The organism is Parvibaculum sp. (genome assembly GCF_046297875.1).
GTDB lineage: Bacteria > Pseudomonadota > Alphaproteobacteria > Parvibaculales > Parvibaculaceae > Parvibaculum.
Window position 1 is genome coordinate 1,161,429 of the sequence record NZ_JBKBHD010000001.1, and the last position, 23,529, is coordinate 1,184,957.

Consider the following 23,529-nt stretch of genomic DNA (forward strand, 5'->3'; position numbering starts at 1 on the left):
CTAGTCTCCCCGCCAACAAACAATTCCAGGGGAGGGAGAGAGAATGGAACCGGTCGTGAAACTCAGCCGTTCGATAGCGGGCAAGGTGGCGCTCGTCACCGGCGCGGCAAGCGGCATGGGCCGCGCCACCGCGCATGTCTTTGCGGGAGAGGGCGCCAAGGTCGCCGTCATCGATCTGAAGCAGGAGCGGGTCGATGCTGTCGTCGCCGAAATCAAGGCGGAAGGCGGCGAGGCGCATGGCTGGGCGCTTAATGTGGCGGATGGGGAAGGCATCATCCGCGTGGTGAAAGAAGTCGAGGCGCGTTTCGGCGGGCTCGACATTCTTGTCAACAATGCAGGACTCGCGACCTTTCATGGCATCGGCGATGAGGGTTACGAGAAAACCTGGACGCTGGCGCTCGATGTCATGCTGACGGCGCATATGCGCTTCGTGCGCGCGGCGCTTCCCTCGCTCAGGAAATCGGGCGAGGGCCGCATCGTCAATATCGCCTCGACGGAAGGATTCGGCGCAACGCCGGGGAACTCGCCCTATGTCGCCGCAAAGCATGGCGTGATCGGTCTCACGCGCGCGCTCGCCGTCGAGCTTGGCCGCGAGGGTATCACTGTGAACTGCATCTGCCCCGGTCCTATTCGCACCGGCATCACGTCGGACATACCCGACGAGCACAAGGAAATCTTCGCCAAGCGCCGCGTGCCGCTCCGCCGCTATGGTTTCCCGGAGGAAGTCGCGCATGTGACCTTGAGCGTTGCGCTCCCCGCCTCGTCCTACCTCAATGGCGTCGCCATTCCGGTCGATGGCGGCATGCTCGTCAAGAACGCGTGAGATAGCGTACCGCACCGTCGCCGGCGGCGCGGCCTGTGGCGAGGCAGGCGGTCAGCAGATAACCGCCTGTCGGCGCTTCCCAGTCGAGCATTTCGCCTGCTGCGAAAGTGCCGGGCAATTTTCTCAGCATGAAGTCCACTTCGAGTTCGTTGAGCGCAATGCCACCTGCGCTGCTGATCGCCTCCGCGATCGGCCGCGGGCGGAGAAGCCTCAGTTCCAGATGCTTGACTGCATGGGCGAGCGCAGCCGGATCGGCGAAAACGTCGGGCGATGCACACTCGCGCAGCAGCGCCGCTTTCACGCCGTCGATGCCCGCCTTCTTTCGCAGATGGTTTGCGAGCGATGCCTTGCCGCGCGGGATTGAAATCTCGCGGGCAAGCCGTTCCTCGCTGCGGTCCGGCGCGAGGTCAAGCGTCAGCCGCGCCTCGCCTTGCATTTCAATCTCGTCGCGCAGGCTCGCCGACAGCGCATATATGGCGCTGCCCTCGACGCCGCTTTCCGTCACCACGAAATCGCCTTTCACGCTGTCGCCGCCATGCGTCAGCGCGACGGACTTTACCGGCGCGCCGGCGAAGCGTTCCTTCATCAGCGCGCTCCAGCCGGCGTCGAAGCCGCAATTCGCCGCGCGGAGCGGCGTAATCTCGATGCCGCGCGCTTCAAGCAATGGCACCCAGCCGCCATCTGAACCAAGCCGCGGCCAGCTCGCGCCGCCAAGGGCGAGGATCGTTGCCGCCGCCTCAATTCTCCGTTCGCCGTCGGGCGTGTCGAACCAGAGCGCGCCGCCTTCCGTCCAGCCGGTCCAATTGTGGCGCGGATGAAAAACAACGCCGCCTCCCCGCAGCCTTGCGAGCCAAGCGCGCAACAAGGGCGATGCCTTCATCGCGCGGGGGAAGATGCGGCCGGAGCTTCCCTCGAATGTCTCGATGCCGAGTTCCGCCGCCCATTGGCGGATCGCCTCCGGCGTAAAGCCTCGCAGCGTGGGTTCCAGCCGCGCCCGCGCCGCGCCGAAGCGCGTCAGGAATGTCTCAATGGCTTCGCCATGCGTGATGTTGAGGCCGCTTTTTCCCGCCAGCAGGAATTTCCGGCCAAGCGAGGGCATGGCGTCGAAGACATGAACTTCCGCCACGGTGCAAAGCCGCTCCGCCGCCGCAAGGCCTGCCGGGCCGCCGCCGATGATGGCGGCGATGGGCCGCGCTGCCGATTTTTCCGAAGCGATGTTCACGCCGCGAAGCTATCATCGCGGCCGTGCGAAAGCAGCAAACGAGTCGAAAAACCCGATGACCGAAATCTATGTCGATGCCGACGCCTGCCCCGTGAAGGAGGAGGCGATCCGTGTTGCCGAGCGGCATCAGCTCGTCATTCACATCGTCAGCAATGGGGGGCTCCGCCCGTCCCGCCATCCGCTTGTCCGCATGGTCACGGTTGCCGAAGGGGCGGATGCGGCGGATGACTGGATTGCGGAACGCGCCGGTGCGGGCGACATCGTCATCACGGGCGACATTCCGCTCGCCTCGCGCGTGCTGCCGAACGGCGCTGCCGCGCTCGGTCACGATGGGCGGCCCTTCACGAAAGACAGTATCGGCATGGCGCTTGCCATGCGCGACCTGATGCGGGAACTGCGCGAGACGGGTCAGTCAAAGGGCGGCGGGCCTGCCTTCTCCAAGGCGGATCGCTCGCGTTTCCTCAGCGCGCTCGAGGCGGCGGTGCAGGCCGCGCTCAGGCTGGACCGTGAGCCTTGAAGGTCAACGCCACGCCATTCATGCAGTAGCGCAGGCCCGTCGGTGGCGGACCATCCTCGAAGACGTGCCCGAGATGCCCGCCGCAGCGCCGGCAATGAACTTCCGTGCGGACCATGAAGAAGTTGCGGTCCTCGCGCGTGCCGACCGTGTCTGGAATGACGTCCCAGAAACTCGGCCAGCCGGTGCGGCTGTCGTATTTCATATGCGAGGTGAAAAGCGGCAGGTCGCAGCCCGCACAGTGATACATGCCCATGCGCTTTTCGCGGTCGAGCGGGCTGGAGCGTGGCCGCTCCGTGCCGTGCTGGCGCAGCACATAATATTGCTCGGGCGTGAGCAATGCTTTCCATTCGGCATCGCTTTTCACGATCTCGAAGGCATCCTCCGCCGCGTCCGCCTTGCCGCCGCGCAGCGTCAGGCCCGCCGAAGCAAGAAGTCCCGCAAGTGCAGCACTACCCAGAAATCTCCGCCGTGACATCATGTGGTCCTCCTCAGAGCCCGCCTGCCTCGTCGCCCCAGATCTGCTTGAGCCGCGCATCCCGGCCGCAGCTCCAGCGGTAATAGGCATAGCGGTTCGGGTTCTTCAGATAATAGTCCTGATGATATTCCTCCGCCGCATAGAAGGGCGCGGCGTCGAGAATTTCGGTCACGATCGGCCTCGTGAAGCGGCCCGTTGCCTCCAGATCGGCCTTCGATTTTTCCGCCGCCTGGCGCTGCGCCTCGTCCTGCGGAAAGATGGCGCTGCGATATTGCGCGCCCTCGTCGCAGAACTGCGCGTTCCTGCGGATCGGGTCGATGTTCCGCCAGAAGACGTAGAGCAGCTTCTCGTAGGAAACCTTTTCCGGATCATAGACGATCTTTACGGCCTCGATATGGCCGGTCGTTCCCGCCGAAACGTCCTTGTAGCTCGGGTTCGGCACATGCCCGCCCGTATAGCCCGAGGTGGTGCTGATCACGCCTTCGGTCTTGTCATAGGGCGGTTCCATGCACCAGAAGCAGCCGCCCGCAAAAATCGCAACGGCTTCGTCCGCTCGCGCCGGTGCCGCGGCGAGGATTGCCGAAAGTGTCATGCCGATCATGGCGGCGAGGATGGTCTGCTTCACGTTGCTGCTCCCTGACTATTCCACCTCCTAATCTAGGGCGGCGCGTTCCCGATTTCCCATCACTTCGCCTTCACGGTTCCGAGACCGGACGGTTGCCATTCCCACATGGACGTCATGGTCTTTGAGGTCTAGCATCGTGCTGCATGGCGGGCTCTGGGAGGAGCGGGTATGAGCGTATCGGCGGAAAACGGCGAAGCGGACGGCAGGGCGCAGGGCATGCCGGTGATCCGCAAGATCAGGGCGGACCAGCCCTGGCGGTGGCTCGAGGCGGGCTGGGCGGATTTCCGCCGTATCCCTGCAATCAGCCTCACCTATGGCATTGCCTTTCTGGCCGCCTCGCTCGCACTTGCCGCCGTTCTCTTCCTGACGGGTTTCAGCGCGCTGCTGCCGGTTTTCGGCGCGGGCTTCCTGCTGGTCGGGCCGCTGCTCGCGGTCGGTCTCTACGAAGCGAGCCGGCGGCTCGAAGCCGGGCTCCCGGTTCACCTCAAGGATGTGGTTTTCGTTTCGAGCCGCAATCTCTCGCAGCTCGCGCTGGTCGGCGGGATGCTCGCAGGTGCCTTCATCATCTGGCTCAGGCTTGCGGGCTGGATTTCGGCGGCGTTTTTCGGCCCGGTCGGCATTCCACCGCTCTCCGAATTCGTGCCGACGCTGCTGCTCACGCCGCGCGGCCTCGCCATGCTCGCCATCGGTACGGCGGTCGGTGGCGTCATCGCCTTTGCGGTCTTTGCGATTTCGGCGATTTCGGTGCCGCTTCTTCTTGCCCGCGATATCGACGCGGTAACGGCCGTCATCGCCAGTGTGCGTGCCGTGCGGGAAAATTTCTGGGCCATGCTGCTCTGGGGCTGGATCGTCGCGCTGCTCACCGCGCTTGGCATCGCAACCTGGTTTCTGGGCCTTGCGGTCATCTTCCCGCTGCTCGGCCATGCGACATGGCATGCGCAGCGCGCGCTGGTGGGCGACGCCTAGTCTTATGTGCGGTCCGGCGCGCTATCCGGCGTATCGCTTTCCGGCTTCTCGTCATCATAGAGAATGCGCTCTGCCGCACCTTCGAGGTCGTCATACTGGCCGCTCCGGAGCGACCACATGAAAGCGGCGAGCCCAAGCCCGCCAAGCAAAAGCGCTGCGGGCACGAGATAGACGAGGATGCTCATTGCGCCTCCTTTGCCTTCCGGTTGAGCCGCAGGGAATTCACGATCACGATGATCGACGATGACGACATGGCAATGGCGGCAACAAGCGGCGTCACATAGCCCGCCACGGCAAGCGGCACCGCGAACATGTTGTAGCCGATGGCAAGCGCGAAATTCTGGAACACGAGGCGCTGCGACTGGCGCGCCACATCCACCGTCTCGACCACCGGATCGAGTTTCGCCCCCTGGAAAATGAAATCGGCCGCCGTCTGGCTCACATCCGCCGCATCCGCCGGCGAGATCGAGACATGCGCCGCGCGAAGCGCCGGGGCATCGTTCAGCCCGTCGCCGATCATCACGACCTTGCGGCCTTTTGCCGCCAGTTCTTCGAGCCGCGCAATCTTCGCGTCGGGCCGCGCTGCTGCGCGCCATTCATCGAGGCCAAGTTCGCCTGCGAGTTTCCGCACTGCGGGTTCGCGGTCGCCGGAGAGAAGTTCGACGGCAAAGCCCCGCGCCTTCAGGGCCGCAATCGCACCCCGCGCGCCGGGCCTGACCGTGTCCTCGAAGCGGAAGCAGACAGGCGCCGCGCCGCCGCGCCTCAGCCAGAGTTCCGAGCCGCCATGCGCTGCACTTGCCTCCGCATCGGCAAAGCCTGCATTGCCGAGGCGCACTGGCTCGCCTTCGAGCATGGCCTCCATGCCCATGCCCGGCACTTCCCGAATGTCGTCCAGCTTCGGCAGTGCATGGCCCTTGCCCTTCGCCGCGAGTGCCAGCGCCAGCGGGTGGCGGCTCGCCGCGGCGAGTGCTGCGCCCAGGCCCATATCGGCGCCTGCAATCTCATCACCGTTCACCAGATGCGGGCGGCCAAGTGTCAGCGTGCCCGTCTTGTCGAAGACGATGGTGTCGGCCTGGGCGAGCCTTTCAAGTCCGTCCGCTGCCTTCACGAGCACGCCCTGCCGCGTCAGGCGCCCTGTGGCGACGACCTGCACCACAGGCACGGCAAGGCCGAGCGCGCAGGGGCAGGTGATGATGAGAACGGCAATGGCGTTGGTCAGCGCCGTTTCCCAATGGGCGCCAAGCGCAAACCAGAGCGCGAGCGTCGCCGCCGCCATGACATGAACGGCAGGCGAATAGAAGCGCGCCGCGCGGTCGGCGATGCGGACATAGCGCGCGCGGCCCTGTTCGGCTGCTTCCATCAGACGGACGATTTCCGAGAGCAGCGATTCATCGTCGCGCTTCGTCACGCGCACGGTCAGCGGTGCGCCGATATTGAGCGTGCCGGCAAAGACGTTCATCCCCGGTTCCACGCGCTCGGGCGTACTTTCGCCGGTGACGAGGCTCGTGTCGATGTCGCTCAGGCCGGACATGACTTCGCCGTCGGCCGGCACGCGGGCCCCCGCCGCCACCAGCACTTTCATGCCGGGCTCGAGGCTTTCCACCGCGACGGAGCGTTGTGTGCCATCCGGTGCGATCAGCGTTGCCGCCGTCGCGCGCAGCCCGAGCAGGTTTTCCGCCGCCGAACAGGCTTTCGCGCGCGCCTGCACGTCGAGATAACGGCCGATCAGCAGGAAGAAGAGCAGCGTCACGCTGGCATCGAAATAGACATGCCGCGCATTCACGATCGTCTGCACAAGGCTCATCGTGGTGGCGAGGATGACCGCAAGTGCGATCGGCACATCCATGTTCATCTGCTTGGAGCGAAGTGCCTTCAGCGCCGAGCGGAAGAAGGGCTGGCCGGCATAGGCGACGGCGGGCAGCGCGATCAGCGCCGACACCCAATGGAAAAAGGCGCGCGTCGTCTCGTCCATATCGGTGACGAGGCCCCACCAGACCGACACCGAGACGAGCATGACATTGGCGGCGGCAAATCCCGCGACGCCGAGCGAGCGCAAGAGAAAGCGGGTTTCGTTCTCGTCGAAAGTGCCGACGAGTTTCGGATCGAAGGGAACGGCTGTGAAGCCGGTGTCGGCGAGCACGCGTACAACGCGCGCAGCGCGCAGCCGCGCCGGGTCCCAGCGAACAGCAACGCGCTTCGTGGAGAGGTTCGCGCGGGCATGGGTCACGCCTTCGAGTTTGTTCAGTGCCCCTTCGACCTTGCGGAGGCAGCCCGCGCAATGCATGCCAGCGACCACAAGGTCGAGCCGCGCTTCGCCGCTTGCCGTCTTGCGCACGAAAAGGTCGGGGTCTATGCCTGCGCGTTCCTGCAAGCCTGCCGCAAGCTCGGTCATGGTGCCTCAGTCGCGCAAGACGATGCGCTGTTCCTGCACGAAAGTTTCGCCGTTCGCGCCTTCGGCGGCAATGCGAACGAGCCAGTTGCCGGGATGGGCAAGGTCGAAATCGGCTTCATAGATGCCGGGAGACACTTCACGCAGCATCGCGTCCTGATCGGCGCCCGCCGCGACGGGCCGCCAGAAAGTGCCATGCACGGAAAGGTCCTGAACGGGCTTGCCGTCCGCATCGCGGAAGTCGATGGCGAGCCTTGTGCGGTGGCCTTCGCCCGGCAGCGCCGTGGTGGAGAGCGCCGTTCGCCAGCCAAGCTCGCGCTGCTCGTCCATGCGCTCAAGCAGATGGTTGTAGGCGCGGCCCTTCTGATAGGCGCCTTCGGTCTCGATGCCGTCGAAGGTCGAGAGCGCGCCATAAACCATATAGCCGTTCACGGCAAAGACGATGCCGAAGAACAGCACGAAACCTGCCAGCACATGCCGTCCCGTGATCGGCCCGAAGCGAGTGGACGGGCGGAAGTCGCTATTGTTGGCGGTCATTGCACGGGCCCCCTGAAGTTTGTCTGTCGGGCGGCAGTCTTGCCGCTGGCGATGTCCGTCACGATGAAGGCGAAATCCGCTTCGCCGGCGTCCAGCCTGTCGAGACGGTTCGCAGGCAAGCTCACGAAAAGGCGGACATTGGCGAGCGAATCCGCTTCGACATGAACGATCGTTTCATCTTCTCCCGCATGGCCGGAGCGCGTCAGCGTGGCACCTTCGAGGCCGGAAATCGAGACGCGATAGTCATGCGCCTGATGTTCCTTGTTGAGGATCTTCAGCTGATAGCCATTGCGGATGCCGCCATCGGACAGTACGACGAAAAGCGGGTTGCGGTCGGCAAGTACGCTCACATCGAGCGTCGAACGGGTGCTGAGCCCGAACAGCATGATCGCCGAGACGAGAACGAGCAGCACCGAATAGAGAATGGTGCGCGGGCGCCAGATGCTCAGACGCGGCGTCTCGCCCGCCTTGCGGCGCTCCTGGTTGCGGAACGTATCATAGGTGATGAGGCCGCGAGGGCGTTCCACCTTGTCCATGATGTCGTCGCAGGCGTCGATGCAGAGCGCGCACTGGATACATTCGAGCTGCATCCCGTCGCGAATGTCGATGCCCATGGGGCAGGCCGCCACGCATTGTCCGCAATCGATGCAGTCGCCGCGGCCTTCCCAGCTTGTCCCCTTCTTGTGGGGGCCGCGCTGCTCGCCCCGGTCCTCGCGATAGGAGACGAGGAGCGATTCCTCGTCGAACATCGCGCCCTGAATGCGCGGCCAGGGGCACATATAGATGCAGACCTGTTCGCGGGCGATGGCGCCCAGCGTATAGGTCGTCATCGTGAAGATTGCGATGAAAAGATAGGCGATGGGCGGCGCCTCGAAACTCAGAAGCTGACGGCCAAGCGTCGGCGCGTCGGCAAAATAGAAGACCCAGGCGCCGCCCGTCGCCAGCGCGATCAGCAGCCAGACAATATGCTTGCCGGTCTTGCGTGCGATCTTCGTCCCGCTCAGTGGCGATTTGTCGAGACGGATGCGTGCGGCGCGATCGCCCTCGAAGAAGCGTTCGACATGGATGAAGAGATCGGTCCAGACCGTTTGCGGGCAGGCATAGCCGCACCAGACGCGGCCTGCCACGCTCGTTACCAGAAAGAGGCCGAACGAGGCGAGAATGAGCAGGCCGGTGACGTAATAGAATTCCTGCGGCCAGATTTCGAGAAAGAAGAAATAGAAGCGCCGCGCCGGAAAATCGAGCAGCACCGCCTGATCCGGCAGACCCGGCCCCCGGTCCCAGCGCAGCCAAGGCGTGATGTAGTAGATCGCCAGCGTCACCACCATCACGAGCCATTTCAGGCGGCGGAAATTGCCATGCACGAGTTTCGGATAGACCTTCACCCGGCTTGCATAAAGCGGCCGGTTCTTTTCCGAATTGACGGCGGTGTAGCGTTCGCCCTCCACCCCGTGCGGGTTCGCGCCCGCAGCTGCCGCAGCTTCGGCGGCGAGGCGTTCAAGGGACATGGCAGTCTCGGTCATCGGCGTACTCGAGGATTGCTCCCCGGCGGTGCCGGACGGTTTACCGTCTGGCCGTGACGGGCGGGCGAAATCTCGTTATTCGCCGCCGCCGAGGGAGTGCACAAAAAGCGTGAGCGACTTGATAGTTGCCTCGTCGAGACGTCCGCCCCAAGCGGGCATAGTGCCTCTGCGTCCGTTTGACACGGATTCGATGATGCTCGCACGGTCGCCGCCATAGAGCCAGACGGCGGTGTTGAGCGCGGGTGCGCCAAGCTCGCGGCTGCCCACGCCGCCTTCGCCGTGGCAGGCGACGCACTGGCTTGCGAAAACCTCCTCGCCGCGGGCTGCCGCTTCGGCATTTTCGGCGCGGTCGGTCAGCGACAGCACATACTCCGCCACATCGGCAATCTCGGCCCGTGTCAGCAAGCCGTCGCGGCCATAGGCCATCATGATGTTGTTGCGCGTGTCGGCATCGGCTTCCCAGCGGATGCCGTGGACCAGCGTGTAGTGAATATCGTCGAGCGTGCCGCCCCAGATCCAGTTGTCGTCATTGAGATTGGGGAACCCCTTGGAGCCCTGTGCGCCGGAGCCGTGGCAGGGGGCGCAATTGTCGCCGAAGGCGGCCTTGCCCGCGCCCAGTGCCAGTTCCATCAGTGCCGGATCGGCTGCGACTTCCGTCAGCGGCAGTTCGGCAATCTGCTGCATGGCGCCGGCGCGGCTTTCATTGACGGCGGCAAGTTCGCGCATCACGACATTGCGCTGTTCATAGCCGATCACGCCTTTCGTGTAGGTCCAGCCTTCGGTGGTGAGATAGGGCCAGGCCGGCATCACCACCCAATAGGCGAAACACCAGACGATGGTCGCATAGAAGGTGTAGATCCACCATTTCGGTAGCGGGTTGTTGAGCTCGCGGATGCCGTCCCATTCATGGCCGGTCGTCTCGACGCCGGTGACATCGTCCTTGTGCTTCTCGCTCATGCTCCGCTCTCCGTGTCCTTCTTGCCGTTCTTCGGCTTGCCGGCCTCTCCGGGCTCTCCTTCCTCCAGGGGAAGGGCGGCCAGATGGTCGAATTTCTGCTTGTTCGAGGGGCGGAGCGCATAGACGAGCACAATGGCGAACAGCACCACCATGAGTATCAGTCCGCCCGTGCCGAACCAGGTTCTCGCAAGGTCATATGTCGTTGCGCTATCCACCACGTACTCCTACTGCCGGAAGTCGGCATTCTCGTAGGCGTTGAAGTCCACGAGCGTCCCAAGCATCTGCATGTAGGCGATCAGCGCGTCGAGCTCGGAAATCATTTTCGGATTGCCGTCGAAGTCCCGTGCCTGCGCCTTTGGATAGCGCTGCATCAGCCCGTCGATATCGGCGTCGGGCGTTGCCTGCGCCTCGAGGTCCGCGCGCGCATTCTCGATATGCTCGTCCGTATAGGGCACGCCCGCACGGGCAAGTGCGCGCAAGCCGTTCTCGATATTGCGGTAGTCGAGCGGGCGGCGTTCGAGAAAGGGATAGCCCGGCATCACCGATTCCGGCACCACGGCGCGGGGATCGGCCATGTGCAGGCGGTGCCACTCGTCGGAATATTTGCCGCCGACACGGGCGAGATCCGGCCCCGTGCGCTTCGAGCCCCACTGGAAGGGATGATCGTACTTGCTCTCGGCGGCCAGCGAATAATGGCCGTAGCGTTCCACTTCCGAGCGGAGCGAGCGGATCATCTGGCTGTGGCAGTTGTAACAGCCCTCGCGGATATAGATGTTGCGGCCGGCAAGTTCGAGCGGGCTGTAGGGACGAACGCCCTTCACATCCTCGATCGTGCTCTTGATGAGGAATGTCGGCACGATTTCGACAAGCCCGCCGATTGCAACCGTAATCAGCGTGAGAACGAGGAGGAGAATCGAGTTCTTCTCGATCTTTTCATGCGAGAATTTCTTGAACATGACCTTGCTCCTCACTCGGCGGGTTGCGCTGTTGCGCGCGCGGGCGCCGGAACGGACAGGGGCTCGCCTTCGCGTACGCGGCCCTTGATGGTCATCCAGCAATTGTAGACCATGATCAGTGCACCGGCGAGGAACAGCACGCCGCCCAGCGCACGGATGACATAGAAGGGATGCATGGCGGCGACGGTTTCCGCGAAGGAATATTCGAGGAAGCCCTGCGCATCATAGGCGCGCCACATCAGGCCCTGCAGGATGCCCGACACCCACATAGCGGTGATGTAGAGAACGATGCCGATGGTGGCGATCCAGAAGTGCCAGCTCACCAGGGCGAGCGAGTAAAGGCGCTCGCGTTTCCACAGCCAGGGAATGAGGCAGTAGATGGCGCCGAAGGAAATGAAGCCGACCCAGCCGAGCGCGCCGGAGTGAACATGGCCGATGGTCCAGTCGGTGTAATGCGAGAGCGAGTTCACCGCCTTGATCGACATGACCGGGCCTTCGAAGGTCGACATGCCGTAGAAGGCGACGGAGACGACGAGCATGCGGATCACGGGGTCCGTGCGCAGCTTGTCCCAGGCGCCCGACAGCGTCATGAGGCCGTTGATCATGCCGCCCCATGACGGCATCCACAGCATGATCGAGAAGGTCATGCCGAGCGTCTGCGCCCAGTCCGGCAGCGCCGTAAAGTGCAGATGGTGCGGGCCCGCCCAGATATAGATGAAGATCAGCGACCAGAAGTGGACGATGGAAAGCCGGTAGGAATAGACCGGCCGCTCGGCGCGCTTCGGCACGAAGTAGTACATCATGCCGAGGAAGCCGGCGGTCAGGAAGAAGCCCACCGCATTGTGCCCGTACCACCACTGGATGAGCGCATCCTGCACGCCGGGGAAGAGCGCATAGCTCTTGGACGAGGTCAGCGTCTCTGGGATCGCGAGATTGTTGCCGATATGCAGCATCGCGATCGTCACGATGAAGGCGAGGTAGAACCAGTTGGCGACATAGATGTGCGGTTCCTTGCGCTTTGCGAGCGTGGCAAGGAAGACCAGCAGATAGACGACCCAGACGATGGTGAGCCAGATATCGGCATACCATTCGGGCTCGGCATATTCCTTGGACTGGGTGACGCCCATCAGATAGCCGGTGGCGGCGATCACGATGAAGAGCTGATAGCCCCAGAAGACGAACCAGGGCGCGATGTCGCCCGCAAGGCGTGCGCGGGAGGTCCGCTGAACCACATAGAAGGATGTTGCGATCAGGGCATTGCCGCCGAAGGCGAAGATCACCGCCGAGGTATGAAGCGGGCGCAGGCGGCCGAAATTCAGGAAATCCGTGTCGAAATTCAGCACCGGAAAGGCGAGCTGGAACGCAATGATGACGCCGACGAGGAACCCGGCAACGCCCCAGAAAAGCGTGGCGATGGCACCTGCCTTGATGACGCCATCGGCATAGCCGGTGCCGTCATCGGCAAGCGGTCCGCCCTGCGTCGCGTTCATGTGGCGGTTGCCGATCGCCATGACGCCGGCGAGGAACGCGGCGACGAAGATCCATGAATGGACCGCCATCGGCACGTCCTGCGCATTGGCCGCAATGGCTAGGAAGAGAAATGCGCCGGCGATGAGAGAGATCACGACAGCCCATGCCGCCGTTGTCATCGTGCCGGGAGGGGTGGTTCCGGGCGCGCCTGAAATCGCCATGTCCCGCTATCCTTGTTTTCGTTGCCTCGATGGCGGGACGGCGGGACCGGCAAGGCGCGAATCGCGCCACCTGAAGCCCCCCATCCAGCTCGCGAAAACCCTATCACAGGTAAGGATATGAGTGAATCGGCCAGCTTGCCGCGCTGCAAAATGTCACATTTGCGGGGCCGGCCCATTCGCGGGTGACGGCTGGCGGATGAAATGCCGGGTGGCGTTCCCAGCAGGGTCGAGTACGGAGTGTCGAACCGCGTTAACCAAAATTGGCGAAGCATTGCAGAAGAGAGATCGGCCGGTCTTGCTGCGCCAGCCGGACGATACGGGCAGATTCAATGTTTTGCCGACAACACATGAGTTTGTTCATTCATTTTACCCACAATAAGACTGTGCCAAACCAGTATGTCGTGATAATTGAGACCGCCCGTCAGGGTGGCAAGATTGCGAAATTCTGTGAAAGCAGCTATTCCGCCTCCGCCTCGTTAGAGGCAACCGGGCGGCAAAGCGCGATATCAGGGGAGCAAACCGCATCTTGAAACCTGACAGGCGCGAGACAGGCATCATGTCTTGCCGCAATGCCCGATGGAACGATTTCAAACGGCCGTTCCACCGGTCCTCTAGAACAGAAGAGCTCAAGCTCTCGCCGTAACACCAAGCCTTCGACGCACTCAACTTGCAAAGGGGTGCCGATCCCACGGGGAGGTTATTTTGCAGCGTATTGAAAATATCGTGTTTGGCCTGCGTGCGCCGATCCTCGTCCTTCTGCTGATCTTCACGATCACCATGGGTTTTTTCGCGTCCCAGCTCCGTATGGACGCGGGCTTCACGAAAATGCTCCCGATCGGGCATCCCTATATCGAAACCTTCTTCGAGTATTCGGAAAGCTTCGGTGGCGGTAACCGCATTCTCGTCGTTCTCGAAAACAAGGAAGGCGACATCTTCGAGCGCGACTTCCTCTACAAGCTGAACGACATCACGCAGGATCTCTTCTATATCCCCGGTGTCGCGCGTCACACGGTGACGTCGCTCTGGACGCCGAACACGCGCTTCATCGCCGTCACGGAAGAAGGGCTTGAAGCGGGCGACGTCATCCCGGCGAATTTCGCGGGCACCGATGCCGACATCGATACGGTCATGCAGAACACGCTGCGCGCCGACCTTGTCGGCCGTCTCGTCTCCACCGACTTCCAGGGCGCGATGATCCGCGCCGAGCTTCTCGACTTCAACCCGGAGACGCAGCAGCGCCTCGACTATTTCGAAGTGGCGAAGAAACTCGAGTCGGAACTGCGTGACAAATATGTTTCCGACACGACCGATGTGAAGATCGTCGGTTTCGCCAAGCTCACCGGCGATATCGCCGACGGCGCCGGTTCGGTCGTATTCTTCTTCTCCATCGCCTTCGTCCTGACCTGCTTCATGATGTGGCTCTATTGCCGTTCGTGGATTCTGACGGCGGTCACGGTCGGCGCCTCGCTCTGCTCGCTCGTCTGGCAGTTCGGCCTGCTCCACATTCTCGGTTTCGGTCTCGATCCGCTTGGCGTGCTTGTGCCGTTCCTCGTGTTCGCCATCGGCGTCAGCCACGGTGTGCAGCAGATCAACATGGTGGGCGCGGAAATGGCGGCCGGCCTCGACAAGATGGCCTCCGCCCGCGCAACTTTCACCTTCCTGTTCCGTCCCGGCGTCGTCGCGCTTCTGACGACGCTTGCGGGTTTCGCGACGCTCTACATCATTCCGATCGGCATGATTCAGGAGCTGGCGATCACCGCCTCGATCGGTCTCGGCTTCAAGATCATCTCGAATCTCATCATGCTGCCGCTGCTCGTTTCCTATGTGGCGCCGCCGGAAAAGGAATATGGCGAGAAGGTTCGCCGCGCGATGGAAACCCGCGCCAAGCTCTGGCCGGCCCTCTCGAAGCTTGCCACGCCGAAGATCGCGTTCCCCTTCGTTGCGCTGTGCTTCACCATTGCGATGGTCGGCCTCTATGAGGCGCGCGACAAGCAGATCGGCGACGTGCATGAGGGTGCGGGCGAGCTTTGGCCGGATGCGCGTTACAATCAGGACAGCCGCTATATCGCGGAGAAATTCGCTCTCGGCCTGAACGTGCTCACCGTCATCGTCGAATCCGACAGCGTGGTCTGCATCGACTACGGCAAGATGCACCATCTCGAAAAGATGAGCTGGTACATGCGCAACGTCGATGGCGTTCAGTCCGTCATCAGCCTTCCCGTTCTTGCCCGTGCCATCAACAGCATGTGGCAGGAAGGCAATCCGAAGTGGCGCAATCTGCCGCGCAATTCGGCAGCGCTGGCCCAGGCCACATCGAGCATCGCGAGCGCATCCGGCGTCGTGAACACGGACTGCTCCACGGCGGCGGTCGCGATCTTCATTCGCGATACCAAGGCCAAGACGGTCAATCATGTCCGGGCCCAGCTCGAGACCTATATCGCCGAGCACCCTTATGACGGGCTCAACATGCGCATCGGCACCGGCAACGTGCCGATCGTCGCGGCGACGAACGAGATCGTGCACAAGTCCGAGCTGCCCATGCTGCTCTATGTGTATGCGGTCATCATGACGCTTGTGATCATCACCTATCGCGAGTGGCGCGGTGCGCTTTGCTGCGTGCTGCCGCTCATCCTCGCAACGATCATCGGCGACTGGTTCCTCACCGCCTTCGGCGTCGGTCTCAAGATCTCGACGCTGCCCGTGCTCGCCATCGCCGTCGGTATCGGCGTCGACTACGGCATCTATGAGTACAACCGCATGCAGCGCTACATGCGCATGGGCAAGACCCCGCATGAAGCCTACCTGCAGGCGCTTTACGACGTGGGTTCGGCGACGATGTTCACCGGCCTCACGCTCGCCATCGGCGTCAGCACCTGGGCTTTCTCGGCGCTCAAGTTCCAGGCGGATATGGGCCTGCTCCTCACCTTCATGTTCATCGTGAACATGCTCGGTGCGGTGACGCTGCTGCCGGCTCTCGTCGCGGTGTTCGAGTATCTCTGGCCGCTGAAGCGCAAGCCGCTTTCCGAAGAGGAAGCACGCGCGGTGATGCGCGGTCACTGATCGCCGGACACACGGCTCGAAATCGAAAGGGCGGCCCTCGAAAGAGGAGCCGCCCTTTCTCTTTGGCCGCAGCGGATGAGGGAGTCCGCCTTTACTCTTGCGGCCGGAGGATCAGTCGCCCGCCTGCGGCGCAAGCCCCGCAGGCAGAGCACCCGGAATGCCTTCATCGAGTTCGCGCGGCGCCAGCAGGTAATACATGGCAGGTGTGACGAGCCGCGACAGCACGGTCGAGGAAACCAGTCCGCCGATAATGACGAAGGCGAGCGGCGAATAGAGGCCGGAACCCTGCATGGCGAGCGGCGTCAGGCCGCCGATGGCGGTCAGCGATGTCAGCAAGACGGGCAGGAAACGGATTTCACCGGCGCGTTCCACCGCCTCGCGCAATTCCACGCCTTCGCGGCGAAGCTGGTTCGTGAAGTCGACCAGCAGGATCGAGCTTTTGATCTCGATACCGATCAGCGCGATGAAACCGATCACCGCCGTGAAGGAGAGCGAATAGCCCGAGACGAGCAGGCCGAGAAGTCCGCCCACCATGCCGAGCGGGATCACACCTGCAACGACGAGCGTCGTGCGGAAGGCGCGGAACTCGAGGATGAGCACACCGAGAATGCCGAATATGGCAATGAGGATGGCATCGCCGAGCCCCGAAAAGCCCGCCTGCCGGGCCTCGATTTCGCCGCCGGCTGCAAATTCATATCCCGGCGGCCGGGGCAGATCCGCGAGGCGGCGGAATACCTCGTTCGTCACCCTTTCTGTGTTGTAGCCGGTCTGCGTATAGGCGGTGACGGTGGTGAGGCGTTGCCTGTCGAAGCGGTCGATGCGGGCCGTGTTGGACTCAAGGCGCGGCTGTGAAAGCTGGGATAGCGGCATCGCCTCGCCGCTTGCCACCGGTACATAAATTTGATCGAGCGCCTCGATGCTGTGATGCCTGTCGAGCGGCAGCCGCGTGACGATGGGGAATTCGTCGCCATTCGCTTCGCGGAACGCGCCCACTGTTTCGCCGACGATCGCAAGCCGGATCGTCCGGTCGATTTCGCCCGGCGGCACGCCGAGAAGGCCCGCCTTTTCCGTGTTGAGGCCGAGATTGTAGTCCGTGCGGTCGAGCCGGACCGGGTTCACCACGTCGCGCGTGCCTTCCACATCTTCGATGATGCGCGTCACCTCGGCGGCAAGCTCCTTCAGAATGCCAAGATCGGGGCCGAAGATCCGCACCGCGATCGGCGCTTCGATGGGCGGGCCGTTCTGGAAGGTGCGCAGCACGATCTGTGCACCGGGATATTTGTTGAATTCGGCGCGCAGTTCGTCATGCAGCTTCGGCGTCCGCTCGCGGTCGAATTCCGTCATCTGCACGAAGGCTTCGGCCTTGTTGGGACGCTGTTCGCGCGCGTTCTCGTTGTAGAAGATCTGCGGATTGGAGCGTCCGAGATTGCCCATCACCCATTCGATTTCCTCGCGCTCGCGCAGCTTCTCCGTCACATAGTCGAGCGCCTTGCGCGTTTCCTCGAGGCTCGTGCCCTGTGGCGTCTCGATGCGGACGACGAACTGGCGGCTGTCGGCAGGCGGAAACAGGCTGAAACCGATGAGCGGGATCAGCGCGAAGCTGGCAAAGCAGAGCGCCATCGCCCCGAGGACCGTGGTGCGCGGCCAGGTCAGCGCGACATGCAGCATCGGGCGGTAGAACTTGTGGATACCGCGCATCACGACGCGCAGGAAGATATTGCCTTCCGGGTGCGCCTTGTCGCTGAGCAGGCGGCTTGCAAGGAAGGGAATGATGGTGAGCGCAATGCCGAGCGAGGCCGCAACCGTGAAGAGAACGGCCACGGGAAGCGAGCGCGTGAACTTGCCCGCACCTTCCGGCAGGAAGAGCAGCGGCAGGAAGGCGAGGATGAGCGCTGCCGTGCAGCCGACGACAGCGAGCGAGATCTGCGATGTCGCGGCAATCGCCGCTTCGTAGCGGCGTTTCCCCTCACGCAAATGCCGCTCGATATTCTCGACCACGACGATCGAATCGTCGACAAGCAGACCGAGCGAGAGAACGAGGCCCGCGATCGAAAGCTGGTTCAGCGAAAAGCCGGTGGCGTTCAGCAGCGCGATGCCGACGGCCAGCGACAGCGGGATCGACACCATGACGATGGAGGCGGCGCGAAGCCCGAGCGGCAGCAGTGTGATGCTGACGAGGCTCACGGCGATCGCGAAATCGAGGTACAGACGGTTCAGCCGGTTTGCGACCGATATCGACTGGTCGAAGGCGCGCTCCATGCGAATATCGGCGGGCAGACGCTGTTCGAATTCGTCCAGCACCTCGAAGATTCCGTCGCGCACCTTGAAGATGTTCTGACCTTCCTTCTGGTTCGCGGTGACGAAAGCGGCACGTTCGCCATTGTACCAGCCGAGATAGGTTGCTTCCTCCGTCTCCCAGCTCACTTCGGCGACATCGCGCACCCGCACGATATTGCCGCCAAAGCTGCCGACCACCGTGTTGCGGATCGCTTCGAGATCGTCATAGCCGCCGGCGGTCTTCAGGTTGAAGCGCCGGGCCCCTGCATGGACAGGGCCGCCGGGAAGCTCGCGCGCATCGGCGCCGACGGCGTTTGCAACGGCCGTCACCGGAATTGAAAGGGCGGCAAGGCGGCCGAAATCGAGCGCCACGCGCACTTCCGATTGCGGCAGCGCCCAGACTTCCGCATCGCGGACGCCCGGCACGCGGTAGAGTTCGTCGGTCAGGTCGCTTGCCAGATCCTCAAGCACCCGGTTCGGCGCTGTTTCGGAAACGAGCGCGATCTGCACGATATTGGTGAGCGAGGTGCGGAACTTGTTGATGTCGAGGCGGCGGATGCCGGAAGGGAGGGTAGGGCGCAACGCATTTATCTCGCGCACCACATCGTCATATTTCTTGTCGGGATCGGTCGACCAGTCGAACTCGACCGTGATGACGGCAAGCCCGTCTTCCGCCCGGCTTTCGATTTCCTTCAGATCGTCGAGCCGGTTCACGACGTCTTCGATCGGCCGGATGACGAGCTTTTCGATATCGGCAGGGTCGGCGCCGGGCAGCGCGACATTGATGACGGCGAAGGGGCCTTTCAACTCAGGGTCTTCGGCGCGGGGAATGGCGTTGAAGGCATTGAGGCCGATGGCGGCCAGCATGGCGAACACGACCAGCGTGAACTGCCAGTTGCGGACCGCAAAGCCCGAGATGTTGCTCAGGATCATGGCTGCGCGGTCTCCATCGCGTTGGCTGCCTGCGCGGCCTTGAGATCGGTGACGATGCGGATTTTTGCGCCGGGCCGCAGATAGGGCGCGCCCGCGCTCACGACGCGTTCGCCCGGCTCAAGCCCCGATGTCACGATCACGTCGCTGCCGGAAAGATGCGACACGCCAATGCGTACCGGACGCACGGTCATCGTCCTTTCGTCCACGACATAGACATTCGCGGTGGAGCCGTGGCCTTCGAGGATCGCGCTTGCGGGAATGGCGAGCGCGCGCGATGCGCCACTCTCTTCCGATTGCACCGGCTCGATCCGTGCCTGACCGACAAATCCGCTCGCCGTTCCGGCCGGTGCTTCGCCCAGCTCGATCTCGACCTCGAAAGTGCCGGTGCGGGCCTCGCTCGCCGCTGCGATGCGGCGCACCGTTCCGCCAAGTTCCTTGCCCGGAAAGGCGTCGAGCGTCACGCGCGCCTCGGCGCCGAGGCGGATGCGCGCCACTTCGCGGTCGGCAAGTCCTGCGCGCATGATGAAGCCGCCGCCGCCCTGGCTGACGACAAGAATGGGCTGGCCGGGATTCACGATTTCGTTCGGCTCGGCCGCGCGCTCCAGCACCACGCCGTCCGCAGGTGCTGTGATGCGGGCCAGCGAACGGTTGAATTCGACGCGGGTCCGCTCCGAAAGCGCCTGTTCATAGGCGGTTTCGGCATCCTGGATCGCCTGCCTGCTGGCAAAGCCCTTTTCGGCCAGCGGCTTCAGCCGCTCGACATCGCGTTTCGTCTTGGCGAGCGCGGCGGCGGCGCGGCGCGCATCGGCTTCGATCTCGCGCTGGTCGAGTTCGGCCAGCACATCGCCTTTCTTCACAAGGTCGCCCTTGTCGGCGGGGATCGCTTTTACGAGGCCCGAAATCTTGAAGGAGAGGATGGCTTCCCGGTCCGGCCGGACGATGCCATAGGCCGTTATGTCGTTGGCTTCCGGTGCGGGGCGGGCTTCCGCCACAAGCACGGGCACGCTCGCGTTTTCGGCCCCGGCTTCGGCCGCTTCGCCCGGCGCCTCGCCGCAGGCCGCAAGCAGGCCCCCGCATAGCAATGCGCCCAGCATCAATTGCCGCGACAGCCCCATCCCAGCCTCCCTCAATTACCTAACAGTGTTTATTTAAGCGAAGGGCGGCGCTGGTCAAGGCTACCGAACGGTGTTAATTAGCGACATGGCGAGAAAAACTGCAAAAACGCCGGGGAAACAAGGCGCGGCACCTGCCAAGCCCCGCCGCAAGCGGCTCTCGCCCGAGGAGCGGCGGGCGCAGATCGTTGCCGCTGCGCGTTCTCTCTTTGCCGCCGAAGGCACCGACAATGTCTCGATGCGCAAGATTGCGAAGCAGGTGGGCATTACCCAAGCCGCGATCTATCAGCATTTCGAGAACAAGGAAGCGATCTTCTTCGTCATCATTGAGGGCTTCTTCGCCGATCTTCTTGCGGCCCTCGAAGCTGCCATCGCGCAGGAGACCGAGCCGCTTCACAGGCTTCGCCGCGCCATGCGCGCCTATATCGAACATGGCCTGTCGCGGCCCGAGGAATACCGCCTTGTCTTCATGACGCCCATGTCAGGGCTTGTCCGGGCTGGCCTTGCTGTGCCCCGGACGGATGAGGCGCGGCACACGCCCTCCAAGGGCTCGCTCGCCTTCGACGTGCTGGACCGGGCCGTGCGGGATGTGGTGCTTGCCGGCCGCACCCGCTTTGCCGACACGGATCTGCTGGCGGAAGCCGTCTGGGCAGCAGGGCATGGCATCGTCTCGCTGCTCATCACCCATGACCAGTTTCCCTGGACCGACCGTGCGCGGATCGTCGATTTCCAGCTCGATCTCGTTTTCCGCGGCCTGCTGCATGAAAACTGCCCCATGCGGCAGCGCCCCTTCGATCAGCGCTGAGCCCTCCCGTATCGCCTGAATCCGTTCGATTGCCGCTCCGGCACCGAAACTGACTGGCCGTCTAATTGACTAATCAGTCATTTTATGACTATTTAGTCAAAATGAGACGGGAGCGGGGAATGGCCGGTCGAAGCAGCATTGTCATGAAGGCGGACGAGCAGGGTTCGCGCAGACGCGAGCGGATGCGGGGCATTCTCGTCGAGGCGGGGCTCCGGCTCTTTGCAAAGCAGGGCGTCGACGCGACGACGATTGACGAGATCGTCAATGTTGCGGGCGTTGCAAAAGGCACCTTCTACAATTACTTCACGGACCGCGCCGATATTGCCCGCGCCGTTGCCGCCGCCGTTCGTCATTCCATGAATGCGGCAGTTGAGGAGATCAATCGAGGCATCGACGATCCGGCGGAACGGATTTCTCGCGGTGTGCGGCTCTTCATGGCAGGCGTCGTGCTCGATCCGGTGAAGGCGGCGATGCTCGCCCGCCTCTATGAGAGCGGCGCTTCGCTCGATGCGCATGGCAATGCCCATCTCCTTTCCGATATCCGCGACGGGATCGCGAAACACCGCATCAAGGTGCCGGACGAGCTGGCGGCGCTTCATCTCGTCGTCGCCATTGGCACCATTACGATCCGCCATCTGCTCGACACGATCGGCGCAAGCGGAAAGGGCGAGGAAATTCTTCGCGGCGAAGGCTATGCCCGGCAGATGGCGGCGGTACTGCTTGCGGGGCTCGGCCTTGCCCGTGGCGAGATAGAGGAAATTCTCGCCCGGCCCTTCGATGCGAGCGGCACCACACTTTTCGGATAGGCGCGACAAAGCGGGAGGAAAACATGATCAAGGTGACGGATATTGCCTATGTGCGCTTTCGTGCGCCCGATCTCGACGAGATGGAAAAATTCCTTCTCGAATTCGGCATGGTTCGCGCGGAGCGCAGCAGCAAGGCGCTTTTCATGCGCGGTACGGACGCGCTTCCCTTCGGCCATGTGACGGAGCCTGGCGAGCCGGGCTTCATCGGTCTCGGCTTCTATGCCGAAAGCGTCGCAGACCTGGAGAAGCTCGCCGGTGAACATGGAATGTCGCCGAGCGAGAGCGATGCACCGGGTGGCGGCCTGCGCCTGCGCTTTACCGATCCCAACGGGTTCGACGTCGATGTCGTTGCCGGTCAGCAAATGCCTGCCGCGCTCCCTGTCGAGCGCCGCCTCATTCACAATGATGGCGAGGAACGGCCGAGGCGCGGCCAGCCGCTGCGCGTCGCACCCGGCCCAAGCCAGGTCAAGCGCCTCGGCCATTGCGTCATCAATGTGCGCGATTTCCGCGAATCCGAAGCCTGGTACAAGTCGCGTTTCGGCCTCATCACATCCGACGAAATCGAGATTGCGCCCGGCGCGCCCATCGGTGCTTTCCTGCGTTGCGACCGGGGTGCGACGCATGTCGATCATCACACGCTCTTTCCCGTCGGCACGGGCACGCCCGGTTTCAATCACGCCGCTTTCGAGGTCGCGAATTTCGACGATCTCATGGCGGGCCGCGAAGTGCTGGCGCAGTCGGGCCGCCGTCATGAATGGGGTGTGGGCCGGCATATTCTCGGCAGCCAGATTTTCGATTACTGGCGCGACCCCTGGGGTCACACGGTCGAGCACTGGACCGATGGCGATCTCTTCAACAACCAGGAGCCGCCCCGCACGGTCGGCATCGACCAGTTGATGGGCAATCAATGGGGCCCGCCCGCGCCGCCCACGATGGGCGCCTGACGCGCAGCAAGGAGAGAAAAAGTGAAACTCGCAACTTTCGACTACAAGGGCGATACGCGGATCGGCGTCGTCGCGGATGCAGGCATTGTCGATCTTTCCGTGGCGGCGCCTTCGCTGCCGCGCGACATGGTGGCGCTTGTTTCCGACGACAAGGCGATGGCGGAAGTGCGCGCCGCAGCGGCGAAAGGGAACGCCATTCCGCTTGCCGATGTGCATCTTCGCGCGCCGGTGCCGTTTCCCGGCAAGGTGCTCGCCATCGGTCTCAACTACCGCGACCATGTGGAAGAATCCGGCCAGCCCATGCCCGAGCATCAGGTCTGGTTCAACAAGCAGCACAACTGCATCACCGGGCCGTTTGACGATGTCGCGCTGCCCGCCGTCTCGTCGCTTCTCGACTACGAGGCGGAGATGTGCTTCGTCATCGGCAAGCGTTGCAAGCATGTGCCGAAGGAACGCGCGCATGAAGTGATCGCAGGCTATTTCGTCGGCAACGACGTCAGCGTGCGCGACTGGCAGCTCCGCACGAATACATGGCAGATCGGCAAGAGCTTCGACACGCATGGCCCCATCGGCCCCTGGATCGTGACGCCGGACGAGGTGGGCGATCCGCATGCGCTCGATATCAAGTGCTGGGTGAATGGCGAGTTGCGTCAGAACTCAAACACGAAGCATCTCATTTTCAACTGCTTCGACCAGATCGCGCATCTCTCCCAGGCTTTCACGCTCGATCCGGGCGATGTGATCTTCACCGGGACATCAGGCGGCGTCGGCGCGGCGATGAAGCCGATGCAGTTCCTGAAGGTCGGCGATGTCGTCCGCGTCGAGATCGAGAAGCTCGGTTACATCGAAAATCGTATTGTGCCGGAAAAGGCGGATACGGTCATCGGCTGAAGAAAAAGGAGGGGGGGAGT

The 23,529-nt window shown here is 63.1% G+C and carries 21 protein-coding genes; 8 read left to right on the forward strand and 13 right to left on the reverse strand.

The features are described from left to right. Positions 1–43: 43 nt before the first annotated feature. Entirely contained in the window at positions 44–823 is a 780-nt protein-coding gene (locus ACK4FH_RS05750; RefSeq protein ID WP_409811747.1) for an SDR family NAD(P)-dependent oxidoreductase, read from the forward strand. Here ACK4FH_RS05750 and ACK4FH_RS05755 read toward each other — a convergent pair. Beyond that, positions 810–2,045, reverse strand: a complete 1,236-nt coding sequence (locus ACK4FH_RS05755) for a TIGR03862 family flavoprotein (RefSeq protein ID WP_409811749.1) — start codon at positions 2,043–2,045, stop codon at positions 810–812. The two genes, ACK4FH_RS05750 and ACK4FH_RS05755, sit on opposite strands and share 14 nt — an antisense overlap. A 55-nt stretch (positions 2,046–2,100) precedes the next feature. Between ACK4FH_RS05755 and ACK4FH_RS05760 the strand changes: the two genes are divergently transcribed. Continuing rightward, positions 2,101–2,562, forward strand: coding sequence for a YaiI/YqxD family protein (locus tag ACK4FH_RS05760; protein ID WP_409815182.1), 462 nt, complete (start codon positions 2,101–2,103; stop codon positions 2,560–2,562). Here the strand turns inward: ACK4FH_RS05760 and msrB are convergent. Further along, positions 2,540–3,037: a peptide-methionine (R)-S-oxide reductase MsrB gene (gene msrB, locus ACK4FH_RS05765; RefSeq protein ID WP_409815183.1), complete on the reverse strand. Its 498-nt coding sequence runs from the start codon at positions 3,035–3,037 to the stop codon at positions 2,540–2,542. The genes ACK4FH_RS05760 and msrB overlap by 23 nt on opposite strands. Positions 3,038–3,050: 13 nt before the next feature. Next, positions 3,051–3,662, reverse strand: a complete 612-nt coding sequence (gene msrA / locus ACK4FH_RS05770; protein ID WP_409811751.1) for a peptide-methionine (S)-S-oxide reductase MsrA — start codon at positions 3,660–3,662, stop codon at positions 3,051–3,053. Between the two features lie 168 nt (positions 3,663–3,830). Here msrA and ACK4FH_RS05775 point away from each other — a divergent pair, with 168 nt between their 5' ends. Beyond that, positions 3,831–4,628 carry a DUF2189 domain-containing protein gene (locus ACK4FH_RS05775; RefSeq protein ID WP_409811753.1) on the forward strand — a complete coding sequence of 266 codons (798 nt, stop codon included), beginning with the start codon at positions 3,831–3,833 and terminating at the stop codon, positions 4,626–4,628. Positions 4,629–4,630: 2 nt separating this feature from the next. Here ACK4FH_RS05775 and ccoS read toward each other — a convergent pair whose 3' ends face one another. The 8 genes from ccoS to ccoN form a co-directional block, all read right to left on the reverse strand. Further along, positions 4,631–4,813, reverse strand: coding sequence for a cbb3-type cytochrome oxidase assembly protein CcoS (gene ccoS / locus ACK4FH_RS05780; protein WP_409811755.1), 183 nt, complete (start codon positions 4,811–4,813; stop codon positions 4,631–4,633). After that, on the reverse strand, positions 4,810–7,020 hold the full coding sequence (locus ACK4FH_RS05785; protein ID WP_409811757.1) for a heavy metal translocating P-type ATPase: 2,211 nt from the start codon (positions 7,018–7,020) through the stop codon (positions 4,810–4,812). The genes ccoS and ACK4FH_RS05785 overlap by 4 nt, the downstream gene beginning before the upstream one ends. A 6-nt stretch (positions 7,021–7,026) precedes the next feature. Beyond that, entirely contained in the window at positions 7,027–7,554 is a 528-nt protein-coding gene (locus ACK4FH_RS05790; RefSeq protein ID WP_409811759.1) for a FixH family protein, read from the reverse strand. Next, positions 7,551–9,062, reverse strand: coding sequence for a cytochrome c oxidase accessory protein CcoG (gene ccoG, locus ACK4FH_RS05795; RefSeq protein ID WP_409811760.1), 1,512 nt, complete (start codon positions 9,060–9,062; stop codon positions 7,551–7,553). Before ccoG ends, ACK4FH_RS05790 begins: the two co-directional genes overlap by 4 nt. 90 nt (positions 9,063–9,152) lie before the next feature. Beyond that, the gene (gene ccoP / locus ACK4FH_RS05800; protein ID WP_409811762.1) at positions 9,153–10,034 is read right to left on the reverse strand and encodes a cytochrome-c oxidase, cbb3-type subunit III; all 882 of its coding nucleotides are present in this window, start codon (positions 10,032–10,034) and stop codon (positions 9,153–9,155) included. Further along, positions 10,031–10,249 (reverse strand): cbb3-type cytochrome c oxidase subunit 3, encoded by a 219-nt coding sequence (locus tag ACK4FH_RS05805; protein WP_409811763.1) that lies wholly within the window; start codon positions 10,247–10,249, stop codon positions 10,031–10,033. Before ACK4FH_RS05805 ends, ccoP begins: the two co-directional genes overlap by 4 nt. A gap of 9 nt (positions 10,250–10,258) precedes the next feature. Further along, positions 10,259–10,990, reverse strand: a complete 732-nt coding sequence (gene ccoO / locus ACK4FH_RS05810; RefSeq protein WP_409811765.1) for a cytochrome-c oxidase, cbb3-type subunit II — start codon at positions 10,988–10,990, stop codon at positions 10,259–10,261. A gap of 11 nt (positions 10,991–11,001) precedes the next feature. Next, positions 11,002–12,681 (reverse strand): cytochrome-c oxidase, cbb3-type subunit I, encoded by a 1,680-nt coding sequence (gene ccoN, locus ACK4FH_RS05815; RefSeq protein WP_409811767.1) that lies wholly within the window; start codon positions 12,679–12,681, stop codon positions 11,002–11,004. 702 nt (positions 12,682–13,383) lie between these two features. Here ccoN and ACK4FH_RS05820 point away from each other — a divergent pair. After that, on the forward strand, positions 13,384–15,741 hold the full coding sequence (locus ACK4FH_RS05820) for an efflux RND transporter permease subunit (RefSeq protein WP_409811768.1): 2,358 nt from the start codon (positions 13,384–13,386) through the stop codon (positions 15,739–15,741). Positions 15,742–15,852: 111 nt separating this feature from the next. Here ACK4FH_RS05820 and ACK4FH_RS05825 read toward each other — a convergent pair whose 3' ends face one another. Together ACK4FH_RS05825 and ACK4FH_RS05830 are read right to left on the reverse strand one after the other, a co-directional pair. Continuing rightward, positions 15,853–18,951 (reverse strand): efflux RND transporter permease subunit, encoded by a 3,099-nt coding sequence (locus ACK4FH_RS05825; protein ID WP_409811770.1) that lies wholly within the window; start codon positions 18,949–18,951, stop codon positions 15,853–15,855. Continuing rightward, positions 18,948–20,066 carry an efflux RND transporter periplasmic adaptor subunit gene (locus ACK4FH_RS05830; RefSeq protein ID WP_409811772.1) on the reverse strand — a complete coding sequence of 373 codons (1,119 nt, stop codon included), beginning with the start codon at positions 20,064–20,066 and terminating at the stop codon, positions 18,948–18,950. Before ACK4FH_RS05830 ends, ACK4FH_RS05825 begins: the two co-directional genes overlap by 4 nt. Positions 20,067–20,151: 85 nt before the next feature. Here ACK4FH_RS05830 and ACK4FH_RS05835 point away from each other — a divergent pair, with 85 nt between their 5' ends. The 4 genes from ACK4FH_RS05835 (at position 20,152) to ACK4FH_RS05850 (ending at position 23,509) form a co-directional block, all read left to right on the forward strand. Then, positions 20,152–20,868, forward strand: coding sequence for a TetR/AcrR family transcriptional regulator (locus ACK4FH_RS05835; RefSeq protein ID WP_409811774.1), 717 nt, complete (start codon positions 20,152–20,154; stop codon positions 20,866–20,868). A gap of 119 nt (positions 20,869–20,987) precedes the next feature. Then, positions 20,988–21,674, forward strand: a complete 687-nt coding sequence (locus ACK4FH_RS05840; RefSeq protein WP_409811775.1) for a TetR/AcrR family transcriptional regulator — start codon at positions 20,988–20,990, stop codon at positions 21,672–21,674. A 23-nt stretch (positions 21,675–21,697) separates the two neighbouring features. Then, positions 21,698–22,618: a VOC family protein gene (locus ACK4FH_RS05845; protein WP_409811777.1), complete on the forward strand. Its 921-nt coding sequence runs from the start codon at positions 21,698–21,700 to the stop codon at positions 22,616–22,618. A gap of 21 nt (positions 22,619–22,639) precedes the next feature. Continuing rightward, positions 22,640–23,509 carry a fumarylacetoacetate hydrolase family protein gene (locus ACK4FH_RS05850; RefSeq protein ID WP_409811779.1) on the forward strand — a complete coding sequence of 290 codons (870 nt, stop codon included), beginning with the start codon at positions 22,640–22,642 and terminating at the stop codon, positions 23,507–23,509. The last annotated feature ends 20 nt before the right edge of the window (positions 23,510–23,529 follow it).